This is a genomic window from Paenibacillus sp. FSL P4-0338, from assembly GCF_038002365.1.
Classification (GTDB): Bacteria; Bacillota; Bacilli; order Paenibacillales; family Paenibacillaceae; genus Paenibacillus_AQ.
Genome location: NZ_JBBOCG010000001.1, coordinates 366205 through 379851 on the forward strand (window position 1 = coordinate 366205; position 13647 = coordinate 379851).

General features: G+C 51.3%; 2 protein-coding genes. Both read left to right on the plus strand.

Going from position 1 to position 13647, the window contains the following annotated elements; all coding sequences use genetic code 11:
- Positions 1-217: 217 nt before the first annotated feature.
- Positions 218-5767 (plus strand): hypothetical protein, encoded by a 5550-nt coding sequence (locus tag MKZ07_RS01565; protein WP_341024127.1) that lies wholly within the window; start codon positions 218-220, stop codon positions 5765-5767.
- A 27-nt stretch (positions 5768-5794) separates the two neighbouring features.
- Positions 5795-13570, plus strand: coding sequence for an S-layer homology domain-containing protein (locus tag MKZ07_RS01570; RefSeq protein ID WP_341024129.1), 7776 nt, complete (start codon positions 5795-5797; stop codon positions 13568-13570).
- The last annotated feature ends 77 nt before the right edge of the window (positions 13571-13647 follow it).

Here is a 13647-nt window from a genome sequence, read left to right on the forward strand (position 1 = left end):
CTTTTGTCGAGATTTGTTAAGAGTTTGTTTAGAGCTGCCTGATAGAATAAACGCAGATATGAAAAAACAGGCAGTTTTATAACTAGTATTTGTTGTCCACGGGTGGGCAGGTCGAAAGGAGAATGCGGAAGCATAGGGAGTGAATCCAGACTATAGCGAAGCTTGCTGCACGCCGGACAGGAAATGATGAACGAATAAGGGGGAGCACCAATTGTTAATGAGCAGGAGATTGAAGAGATATATCTCGCTAAGCTTGATTCTTAGTATGTTGCTATCGTTAATACCCAGTGCCTTTAGCGGACTGGCAGAGGCTGCGGGTGATGATTTTGAGGTCAAGTTTCCAAACGGACAACATGTCGGCAACTTAAGCTACCCTGCAGACAATACATTTCTCAACTTTTATACCAAGGTGGAGGGCTTCAAGCAGACAGAGGAAGATAAAGACGCCAAGTACGACTGGACTAAGGGCGATATCTTTGCCGGTGTTGATGATAATGAAGCAACGGTTCAATTCCAGGTGAAGGTAGCCGACAATCCGCTTCTGAAGAATATGGCAGAGAGCGGACATGCGGAGATGCTTACAGGGTTCGCCGTGCTGCGGCGTCACTCCGGGTTCCTATGGACCCGTCATTCGTCCATTACAGTAAACATCGACGGAAAAGATATTATCAATGAACGAACCGGCAGCAGCCAGCGGTATAACAAGTCGGCCAAGGCCATCATCAAACCGAATTCTGTTATCACTATTAGGGTCTGGGGTGAAGGCGATGATGATGGTGAAGCGGCGGGTGTACGCGGATTCTACCTCAAGTTCCAGGATCTCAAGCGTCCGGTGATTGATAACTATACCTTTACCGGCAACGGTGCAGAACGGCTTAACGAGAATATTAACCAGAAAGAGCTGTATGTCAAAAGAGACGAGAACATCACGCTCAGCTACAACTTCAGCGAGCCGGTCAGACCGACTTCGGTGGTAAAGGCGAATTCTGATTATTTCCTGCGGCACAAGCTGTTCATTAATGATCCGGGCACCGGACTTCCGGCAGCCGGACAACAGCAGTATCTGCAGAATATATCCTTTAACGAGAACAATCTGGATTCCTACCAGAAAAAAATTGCCTACAGATATACGGGAGTTCCTTTCCACAACAGCGGCAATAATCCGCTGAAACCTTTGATTACCGGGGGGACTACCGGCGGAGCGCAGATGGATCTGTCGCTGGATAATAAATTGAAAGAATCCGTGCTCAGTGATGCGGCAGGCAATAAAGCGGTTGTCAATCTCAATACTGTACCGAGCAGCGGCAGCAATGCCTGGCTGGACCGGAAAAGCGGGAACCCCTTTGACTTTGACCGGGGCGGCTTCCGCGTCATTGTCGATGCCGTGCGTCCGAAGTATTCCAAGACCGCCAATGGCATTCAGCCGGAGATTCTGACCGGAGTTACGCTGAATAAGGGAGATGTGATTGACTTCACCCTGCAGATGACGGAAGAGGCCATTGCCAAGACCGGCTGGGACGAGAAGAAAACCTTCATCCTCTTCAATAACGGAATGAAAGCCTATTATGTTGCAGGCCGGAATACACCGAATTGGAGCTTCCGCATGACTGTGCCTGATGGCAAAACTGTGGAAACCCCGCTTCTCAAGGCTGTAGCTATATCTAATGATGCCAAGGGCGGCAGTGAGCCCATCCAGATGGATACCGATGTTATCCAGGATTATGCAGGGAACCTGATGATTCAGCCTGCGAACTTCGATGGAATCCATAAAGAGAAAATTGACCCTTACGGCAGTGACGAATCGCTCGCTAATTCCAAAATTGACTGGGCGAACCTGTTCATCGACAATACGGAGCCGGTGATCGGTTACCGGTTCGAGACAGGCGGTGCGACGGATACAACCTATGCCAAAAAAGGCAAGGTTACGATTGACGCCAACGATCCTTCCATTAAAGTACCGCATTTGGATCCTACCGTCCCTGACCGCGGTACGGAACGGCCGAGCCGAGGAATCTACCGCCCTTCGAATCTGAGTGCGGAAGCTTCTCCTTCCGTGGGCCTGGTGTACTACTGGTGGAGCCAGGATAAGGCTGATCCGTTCACCGGTGTAGCCGGAGATCATCATGCAGCGCTCAAGCGTTACGCACTCTCCGCCAAGCAGCCGTCAGATGAGCTATATCCAGGAGAATTCGAGAATATAGAGCTGTCGGTAGTGAATAACAAGACGAACCTGCTTGCTCCTCCGGCAGAAGCCTTCGAGGAAGGGAACAGCGGTGAGTGGTATCTGCATACCTGGACTGCTGATATGTCCTGGGATTCTGCCAGAGAATTGATGCAGTATGAGAAGAAAAAAGTCTATGTGGATACTCATAAGGCACAGTATGATGCTTGGATTGCAGAGGCACCGGGTTCAGAGGCGGATAAGATTTTCTATGCCGATAATCAGGCGCTGGCGGCTGTTGGACAATACGGCGATCTGAGCGTCTGGAAAGTGGACGATTTCAAGAATGACGACTCTAATTGGAAGCATGAAGTAGGCGTTCTGAAGCTGGACAACCAGGGGCCTGCCATTACCATGGCTGCAGAGGATATCGCCACTGTACAAGCTCTTGTGAAGGACCCGCATAGCGGTGTCAAAAGTGTGCAGTATCAATGGGTGAAGGACGGGGATTCTCCGGCGATCGGCAAGTGGGCGGATACGACCTACACCGGCTCAACTGTAACCCGGTCTACTTATGATGATATTGATGAGGACGGATCATATTGGCTCTATCTGAAGGCGCTTGATTACGCAGGCAACGAGACGGTCAAAACTCCGCAGGAAAAAGCGGTAGTCGTGAGTTCAGAGGCGGCTATTCCGACACAGTTCACACCGGAAGCCAACCCTAACTATGTGAAGAGTCATGATGTTACGTTCCAGATCAGCGGTGTGCATCCCGATTATGTGGGCTATGCCATCAGCGACAGCTCCATTCGTCCAGATAATGATAGTAAATTTACCGGACTGGAGGTCTCCGAGTCATCCGGCATGTCCCCGTTGTCTGAGAAAAGCTTGATTGAAAACGGATCGGAACCGGAAGCGTCTGGTGCTCCTACAGAGCCAAGTCCTCCGGCCACACCGGAAGTTACAGCAAGCATCGGACCGGTGGCCCTTATGAGGTTCCTGTCCTCAGGGCCGGCAGCGCCTTCGCTGACGCCGCTTGAACCGGAAGAGACTCCGGCACCGGATAACAGTACCGAGCCGGCGGCGACACCTGCTGCTTCGGCAGAAGTAACGGAACCGGCAGCGACACCAGAAGTCAGCACTGATGCCAAGCTTGCAGCCATGGGTCTTGGCGCTTCTGTAAGTGAAGCCACTTACAGCTATGTCATTCCAGTTAGCGATAAATTGAACGGAACGCAGTACATTCATCTTATGGTGAAGCACAGCGACAAAACGTACTACTACTCGAAGGCTTATTATTTTGACAATGAAGCACCGGTAGTGTACTTCAGCCCTGATTCAATTGCTTACCCCCTGCCGCTGCAGAAGACGCGGATCAGCGTGTCGGAGTTCTACAGCAAAACAGGACTGGTCAGCAAGTATCAATGGGTCAGACAAGATGCAGGTGCAAAAGTACCTACAGAGTCATCCACAGAATGGAAAGATGTTCCGGCAGGCGGCTCAGTATCCATCGACGACAAATCGCTGGATGCGGGAGAAATCTCTGAGTTTCGCTTATATGTACTCGCGGTTGACGGAGCAGGCAACAGCACGATCAAGGCAAGTGCAGGAACCTTCAAAGTCTCGGCAACGACCAAGCCGGATGCGCCGGTGTCGGATGCCAAGTCTTCTCTGATCTATCTGTCCGGTGATACAGCGGACGGCTACACAGCCATTATGAAGCTGAGTCTCGAAACGGAGGACAAGACCGGTTATGAATATTCGGTGTCACCGGATAACGGTGTAAGCTGGCTGAACTGGAAGCCGTACACTAACTTTGTAGCAGTTAAAGTTCCGACGAGTAAGGCTGAGGAGCTTCAGGTATGGGTGAAGTACAGAACGCCGGGCGGTCTGATCAGCACAGCGGCCAAGCTTGAAATCGAGCTCCCTCTTACTACAGTAGAGCCGGTCTATGCGCTAGCTTCACTCAGCGTGAACAGCCCGGTCAATGCCAAAGTTGGTGCGGATATTGAAATCACGGTCCCGCCGGGTATCCGGGTAATGCCATCGAAGATTAACCCTTCGGTGCCTGTGCGGACCGGTAATTCATTCAAAATCTATCAGAATGGCTACTATAGCTTCGATCTGACCGATCTTAGTGATCCGGACCGGACAGATACCCTATATCTGGTTGTGAAGAATATTGACGGTACTCCTCCTGAAGGAGCCGTTGAATATTCATACATGGAGAGCACGAACGGCAATGTGGTTGCCTTTCTCCAGAGCACCTCTGAGCCGGTCACGGTGGTGAACAATAGTGGAAAGACAGCCTACACCTTCACGGAGAACGGAAAGTTCGAATTCGAAATTAAGGATGCTGCCGGAAATATCAATACGGTTGAAGCTACGGTTGCGAACATTAACAAGGAAGTACCTAGGGTAAAAGTAGTCCGTTCCTACCAATATGGCGAGAATGGAAGCCAAACCTTCGGCACTCTGAAGGATAACAGCGGCAATGTGCTGTTCTCCACTGGGGTTACGGTTACGGTAGAGAAGGCAGATGCTTCGGCTAAAGCGTTCAACATTATCAGTCCCGATAAGAGCATTACACTCATGGAGAATGGAACGGCATCATTTACCGTGGTGGATGTGTACGGCAATACGACAGTTATCAAAGAGAAGGTAACGAATATTCTCTCTGCACCGCCAGTACCGGATAAAGTGGCTTATACCTTTGTAGATGCCGAAGGCAAAGCGGTTCCAGCAGATCAGATTGTTACCATCGGCGGACAGAAATATGCCAAAGGCAAAGTAAAGGTTACGCTTAGCGGCACAGTTGCTGCCCCTAACCACATGTTCTCGGGCGTAAGACCTATTCAGGGCGGAGCCGTGTATACGAACCAGATCAGTAAAGCGGATGGAACGTACAGCTACTCGCGTGCTTTTGAGAGCAGCGGTTCAGCGGTCATTGCCATCTCGGATCTGCTGGGCAATGTGAACAAGGTTCCGGTGACCATTGCAGGACTTGATAACACTGCGCCTGAGCTGACTCTGAACAAGGAAACGGTAGGGATTGTCCAGGACAAGAAAGACTTTAGCTTCCGTACGGATCTCGGTGGGTTCACCGTTTCTGATAATGTATCGGCTGAAGCTAACGTGAAAGTATCGGTCAGCGGGCTGGATCTGAGCAAGCTTGGACGCCAGCGCGTAGCTTACACAGCAGTTGACCAGGTAGGCAATAAGTCGGTGGTCTATCAGGATGTGGTGGTCGTGAAGGACGGCGGATTGCTGGTCTTCGGTAACGATACCTTAATCTCGGCTTCATCCGGCGAATCTGCATTGTTCAATACCAACACCATTACCTTCAAGGTATCCGGCTTCAACCTGATGAAGGTAGGCGGAGTAGACAAGGTCAATCAGGCAGGAACATTCGATATTCTGTATTACCCTGGTCTGTACCGCGAAGGACAGCTGAAGCTGGTGAAGCAGAAGCTGACCTATGCTGAGCTGGTGAGCAGTAATTTCAAGGTCACCTTCCCGAAAACAGGCTGGTACACCATTGTGGTGAGAACCCAGGAGCGGGACCGCGAATTTGCTACCTTCTTTGTCGGCAATCTGAAATAGTTGAAACAAGAACAGGGGGAATACTTGGTGAAGTTGTTGAAACGCACAGTAGCGGTAATGCTCACCTTAATCATGGTATTTCTGTCCACCTCCGAGAGCTTCCATGCTCTCGTCGAGGCGGCCAGCAGTACCAAGACAACCATGATCCAGAATGACTTTATTAAGGTCACTGTGGATAACGAAACAGGCCGCTACGGAATTCGCACGGTAGAGGGTCAACCGATCCGTAAGAACGACAATAATGTTAACCTGCTGTTCCAGGGAGATGATCCGGAGACGTCGTTCACGACGTTCCGGATTGATGGAACAGATTATATTTACGGCAATAAATACAAATTCGACAACAGCCATTATTCAGAGACTATTGCACCTAAAGTAGTGGAGAATTCGAATGGCACCAAGCAACTGGAGATGATCTGGAAGATTAAGGGCGTAGAGATCAAGCAGATTCTGATGCTTTACACCGACAGCAAGGATGCTGTGAATTCCGGGAATGTCAATATCCGCTATGAAGTGAATAACAAGAGCGGGGCGCAGGTGGAGATCGGCAGCCGGATTCTGCTGGATACGATGGTCGGCGGAAACGACGGACCGCAGTTCCAGATTGGCACAGCCTACAAGTCACCGCTGCAGGTAGAGCGGAAGCTGGTGCATAACCCGGAGGATGATGCCGGAATCCCGGAAGAGGACAGAGCGTACTTCAAGATTCCTTCTTACTGGGTTATGCGCGATAAGCTGGATCTGACGAATCCTCAGGCAACCAATGTGGTGGCCTACGGCTTCAATAACTTTGCTGAGCAGAATATTAATATTGTGGATGAGATGATTGTGGGGCATTGGAACGGTCTGGCGAATACGAAATGGGATTATAAAGTCCATCCGAATCTGGACTTCACTAGGGACACCAATGATTTCGGCACAGCGGACTCCGCCGTCGCCTTCTACTGGAACCCGGAGAAGCTGGCACCTGGCGGCTTCCAGAGCTTCGAGACTGTATACGGACTAGGAGAACTTACTGCACCGGATAAAGTGTTCTCGATCCGTTATGTGGATCAGGTTCAGCAACTGGCTACCGAGCCGGTAGACGGCGGAGGAGTGCCGACGAAATATGAGAAAAACGGTGTCTTCGACGTTATAGCAGAAGTAGAGAACCTGCAGGCCTACAATATGGAGCACTCCAAGATCGAAGTGGAGATGACCTTGGAGAGCGGGCTAAGCTTCGTCAGGCAGGATGAGAAGGGTTATGATGTCCTGGATGCCAATGGTAATCCGGTCCTGGAGAATTCCCGCAGCAAAATGCTGGAATTCAAAAAGTCAGCCACACCTGATGAAGCGGCGATGGGCATTGAGCCGAAGTACAAGCCGGGTGACGCAATTACCGCGACCTTCCGCGTTCAAGCCAAAGGCAGACCTTGGCCGGTTACCCGGGAGTACATGATCTCCGCGAGAAGCCCCGAAACGCAAGGTAAAATCGAAGGCGTTAAGGATGAGGGCATTAAAGCCCAGTATGAATCGACCCGTACCAACTTCATTCTCCTGCCGCCGGTGGGAGAAGCAACCGCTACGTATTCCTATGCACTCGCTCCGGCAGAGCTGTATAGCACAGATGTGAAATATCTGACGGTCAATCTGTCGAATATTGAAGCTTACAATACGGGCAATGCAACGACTGCTCCGAACTTTGACCTGTACCTCAAGAATAAAGCAGATGGTAACCGGTACAAAGTCAATGTTCAGGATGCAGTGGTGATGCAGCCGACGGATGACGGATTCTCCGGCGCCATGCGGATTACGTACCGCGGCGGTGACCAGGTGGATTCAGGCGGCAATGTGCTGGAAGCCGGACTTGGACCTGAATTGCCGCTCGGTGAGTACCAGGTGGAGATTGATTACAAAGGTGATGCCGGCGGGGATGAGGAAATAGCGGCTCTCTATGATATGACCACTCCGCAATCCTTCCTGGTCACTGATAATAACGACACACGAATCCGTGAAGCCGGAGTAATGGCGGTATACAAGGAAGCTGTGGATATCAGCGGCCTTGCAAACGGCGCTTCTGTAAAGGATGAGCTGGTGGATCAGCTGAACTCTCTGTTCCCGGGCAAGCCTTTCAAGGACGGTTCGTTCCTGTATAAGGCTGTTACCGAATATAAGAAAACCAAGGCCTTGTTCGGCGCAGCGAGCAAAGCGGTTGATCCGAAATTCGATATCAGTGAATTTATGGATGAAGAAGCGCTGAAAGAGACTCCAATGTATGCTTACAAGCTGTTTGCAACAGAAGAGGACTTTGAGGAATTCAAGGAAGAAGCGGAAGCCAAGGACCCGGAATTCGACCGTGAGATTCTGGTAACTGTCCGTGGCATGATCAAGCAGGTTGGCACAGGTGACGAAGAGCAGGTCATCGTGGATACCAAGACAGAACCGGCAATTATTAATGATGCTGTAGCTTATAAAGGTAAGGACCTGTCTTTTGTACGCGGTAAGCTGGATATTTTCGGCAACACCCTTCCTGGCGATCTGCCTTTCCTGGATACCCTGTTCATCAAGGGTGAGGGGACGCTGAGTGTAGCGAGCAGCGGGTTCGTCTTCCATAAGGGCGAATGGACGCTCGACTTCTTCAACGGCTTCAACAAGTCGCTTGGAGAAGAGGACTTCGATCCTACCAAGAAGGATGACGAAGAGGATAAAGACAAAGATGACGATAAGAAGGATGAGAAAGGCAATGACGGCAATCCGGAAGACGATAGTCAGAACGGCAGTCTGAAATGGGCCATCGGCGGTGTGGGTGACAGATTGAACCCGCTGCGCCAGATCATGATTGAGGATGTGTACTTCAACAAGCAGTCTTTGTTCGGGGCACCAAGCTTCTCAATCGACGGCTTTGGCTTCTCCTTCAATGATTTCATTCTGCGTGAGAATGGTATTTCCTTCGGAGGCTCGTTGTCCCTGAAGATCATTAACTCCGAAATCAAGAATGTAATCTTCAACAGTGCCGGCTTCTATGGCGTCGATGCCTCCTTGGGCTTCGATCTCAATCAGGAGATGGGGTTGTTCGGACCGGATAAGAAGAAGGATGCGGATAAGAAAAAAGGTCCTGATGCTCCGAGCGGCAAGGTTACGATTAAGCATGCTGTGCAGGATGGCGGCGTAGGCAATGAATACGGCCTGGAGTTCGCGGCACAACTGAAGAATATGATGGGTGTGGAGATTGAATTCTCACTTAAAAAAGTAAAGGACGGCCGGATTCTGCCGGATGTCATTGCCTTCGGTGCAGAGCTTCCGCAGCCGGGTATCCTGGTCACAGGTGCAACTTACCTGACAGCAATCCGGGGTGCAGTACGTGAACTGGCAGATACGATTGCTGGCGGCACGGCACAAGATCCGTTCCCGTTAACCATTCAGGCAGGCGTAGGCATGCGGTTCGGGATTGCTCCGGCGTATTTCTTCGGAGATGTGGACCTGACAGTGAAACGCACTGGCCTTAAAGTGGAAGGCAAGCTGGATTTCGCTGCCAAAGCTGATGCGGAGAAAGACGACCGGCTTCCGATGCTGACCAAAGCGCTGCTCGAAGCGCAGTGGGTAACGCCATGGTTCGTGCGCGTGGAAGCAGAGATGGATATCGGCGGTTGGGACGTTATCATCGGGAAGGCGGGCATCTTCGTCGGACAGAATCTGGAGAAGAACCGCACTGATTTTGAAGGCTATATCAGCTCGAAGGTGCAGATTCCGAACGATGTACCGATTGTCGGCGGCATGCCGCTGTCGAGTATGTTCCTCGGCGTCAACAATGATAAGGTCTGGGGCAGCATCGGTATTCTGCTAATCTCCTTAGGCATTACTTACTACTGGAGTGGCGGCATTGAATTCGGTACTTCGACCGATCAGCTGCCGGAGGGAATGATCCATCTGGTGGTGGATGATCCTGAGCTTGGACCTCGTCTTATGGTGATTGGTGCAGGCGTACAGACGCTGGCCACCTCCAAGGTAGCTTCCGAGGAAGAGAATCAGGAAATTATCTACCGTAAGGTAGATGAGGGAGTCAAATATGTAGAGAACGGATCAATCAATGTCGGCGTAGGCGGCATTACGGTCAAGAACGGCGGCAGAATCCATGAGATTCCGATGGACGGCGTAGCCGGCAATGCCATCATTGAGATGGAGTACAGCAGCAAGGAAATGCCGGAATTCAAGCTGCAGGATGCATCTGGCAAAATGTATCCGGTGAAATTCGATAACACGAACACTGATCCTACGGCAAATGCTTTTACACAATATATTCCTGCAAGCTTCAAATCTGAAGATCCGTCCAGGCTGAGCGATGAAGTGGACATTCGCAGAGCTTATATCATTATTCCTGAGAATGAAGCTACAAAAGGCGGCACTTGGAAGCTGACAGCCGTCTCGGCTGTTGATACCAAGCTGCTCAACGTTCCAACCCTGCCTACTCTGGGTGAAGTCAACCTGGCGAAGGACAGCTCGAATGCGAATAAGTTCACAGCCTCCTGGAAAGTTGCTAACGCAGCCGAAGGCGATACAGTGAACCTGTACCTGGCTGAGGATGCGGTGACAAGCCGCAAGGAAATGCTGAATGGCCAAGAGATTCTGCAGACAGGTGATCCGGGTATGCTGATCGCCAAGGATGTACCAGTTGGAGCTGGCGGCTCGGTTAGCGGCGGAATCACGAGCGGCAGCAAAGTGATCGATGTCACCAATGTAACATTGATGGGCAATCCCGAGGATATCCGCGGGCTGCTCAGACAAGGCAACTATTACCTGCGGGCCGAGCTGAAATCCAGCGCGAACTTCGGGACGAAGACTTCGCCGCAGCGGTTTGAAATTATTGATCCGCTGGCACCTCAGAGTGTTAGTGATGTCAAGGTTGAGCCTGCCGGCAACGGATTGTTCTCGCTTTCCTTCAAGCCGGGAGCGAAGAAATCGGGACACAGCGGCTTCGAGCACAGCTACGTAGTAGATGCGAAACTGGATGCTGAAGGTAAACTGAGTGAATATGCTCCGTTTGGAGAACTTTTGTATACCGAACAGGAACTTAAGCCTTACTGGAATGCATCCACAGGCAAATATGAAGGTCTGTTGATCGGCGGCTGGAAGGCTGTAACTACAACAGATGAAGTCTACAAGGGAAGCCTTGAAGGCACAGTGATTGATCTGAGTAAGGTGAAATACGTCGGCCTGGAAGTGAAGAAGAATTACGTCATCGGCGTTACTTCATCGGCGGTTCCAACCGAGGATGCCGACAAGCATCAGAACTATCATTATGCCGAGCGGCAGAGCAGCAGCAGCACATGGTTGCCGGTTCCGAGCCTGCCGAAGCTGACGGTATTGAGTTCATCAGGGACGGTAGATGCCTCTTCCGGGAACTACGTTAACCTGTTAACGAATGAAACGAAGCAGAAGCTGACGCTCTCTTCAGGCCAGTCCAATGTGACGGTGGAAGCATTCTATGCTGACAAATCCATTGCGACAGTAGCTCTGAAGAATAAAGCAGATGGCACAAGCGAAGGCATACTGAATCTCGACCAGTTCCAGACGGACGGGCCGTATGCGATTGAACTCAGGGCCAGAAATACGGCAACGAAGGATATCTCAGTGACCATGCTGTATCTGACGGTAGATACGATCGCACCGGTGCTGTATCTCACAGAGCCTGTAACGGGCGAACGTACTGCACAGGGGGCCGTTCGTGTAGCCGGAACAACAACTACAGGAACGAAGCTGGCTGCAGTTTATACCGTGAGTCAGTTACAGCCGGATGGGAAATACAAGGATGTTGAGATTTCTGCTCCACTTACAGTGGACTCGTTAACCGGTGATTTCAACGGAACTGTGAAGATTGACTCGAATGAACCTTCTGTAGCCCTCAATATTGTGGCTAAGGACGAAGCGGGCAATCAGAATACGGCAGTAGTGGATATTACGAATGCCGGATTCAAAGTACCGGTTGCTCTTGTTCTCAAGAGATCGGCTAAGAATTTTGAGCCAGGGGATATGGACAAGATCCAGGCTTATCTCAAGGTGTCGGATGGCAAGGATGACAATGGCAAGCCGAAATTCAAGGAAGAGCCGGTTACCGGTAAGGATCTAGCTAATCTGACTTATGAAGTGGCCGTAGGCGATTCGGTATCCCTGTCGGCACAAGGCAATGTTACTGCACTGGCTACAGGCTCCAGCCTGATTGAGGCAGAGTATAAGGTGTCCGAGGGTGTAACGCTTAAGGGCATGCTTGCGGCAACCGTAGCCGTTCCGGATTCGGATGAATTGGGAGTTGTGCAAGCCGTATCCTCTCCAATCAGCGGAGACAGCAACCGCACGAAGATTACGGTGACTTCAGCCGGAGATATGACTGGACAGCAGATCGCTTACAAGGTCTTCTCGTCAAGTCCTGAAGTACTGAAGTATAAAGATAATGTAAGCTCATGGAGTCTGCTTCCGCTCGATGGTATCGTATCCGCTCATTCGGGTGCCACCATTGTGCTGGCTAAGCGTACCTCTGTGGACAAGCTGGTTAAGGCTTCCGGCAGTGTAGCTGCATCGGTCTGGACCAGCAGTGGTTCAGGCGGCGGCGGTGCTGGCGGTGGCGGTGGCGGCGGTGGTGCCGTACCGGGAGTTGTTGAAGAACAAGCACCGGAGCAGGCAGCCCAGATTACCGTCAACGGCCAAGCCATGAAGACAGAGTGGAATGGACTTACAGCGATCGTACACATTACGGATAAAGAAGCTGTTGCAGGTAGTGACCTCACGGTAAGCTCTGCTGATCCGAATGCCAAAGCATTCAGTATCCGGGTAGACCAGAGTGTGGTCCAGCAGCAGCTGAGTGCGAAGAAGAAGATTGTGATTGAAGTTCCTATGGGACAACTGGTCATTGCTCCTGAGAATCTTGCAGGTGTGACCGCAGGACTTACTACCGGCATTGGCGGTAATAGCACTGCTGACCAGCAGGCGATGAAGGCTATTGCGGATCAGCAAGGCTTCACGCTGATGGCGGCAGGGCAAGGTGTAACAGTGAACGTTAACCTGCCGAAGGGCAGCTGGACACCGGCGCTTGCAGCCAAGATTGCCATTCCTGCGCCGCTTGCGGCCAAGGAAATTACGGCCATGGTGCTTAAGGATAAAGACGGCAACTGGACAACTGTACCGTGGAAGCTGGACAGCAGCGGTACGGCGGTCAATACACAGCTGACCGGTGAAGGCAGCCTCTTCTTCATCCGCAACCAGAAGACTTTCAAGGATATGCCTTCAGGCTGGGGGAAGGAAGGTATCGCTGCGGCATCCGCCAAGCTGTTCGTGCTAGGGAAATCTGCGGAACAGTTCGATCCGGCAGGCCAAGTGACCCGGGCAGAATATCCAACCATTCTGCTGCGCGTTGCAGGTCTCATGAACAAGCAGGCAGCTTCGGCAGTCTTCAGTGATGTCAGCGGCAGCAGCTGGTATAACCGCAGTGTCTCCATTGCAGCCGAACTGGGGATTGTTACCGGACTTGAAGGCGGCAAGTATGCGCCTAAGGATACGCTGACAAGAGTCGAAGCGATGACGATGCTCGGCAGATTGCTGAATCAGGTCCATCCGGGCAGTGAACTTAGCGAAGCCGAAGTCACTTCGATCCTCAGCGGCTTTACAGACAAGGGCAAGGTTCCAGCATGGGCAAGACAAGCAGTGGCAATGAGCATTAAGAACGGCATTATTCTCGGGGAAGGCAATAAGGTGAACCCGTCAAGTCCGCTTACGCGTGAGCAGGCGGCAGCCATAGCCATCCGGCTTGATCAGTTCATTACAGCCAAGCAATAACAAGGATGTGCCCGTTCGCTCGTAAGCGGGCGGGCACACTCTGCTGGGGAATCCTCAAATCACAATACTATTCAGGT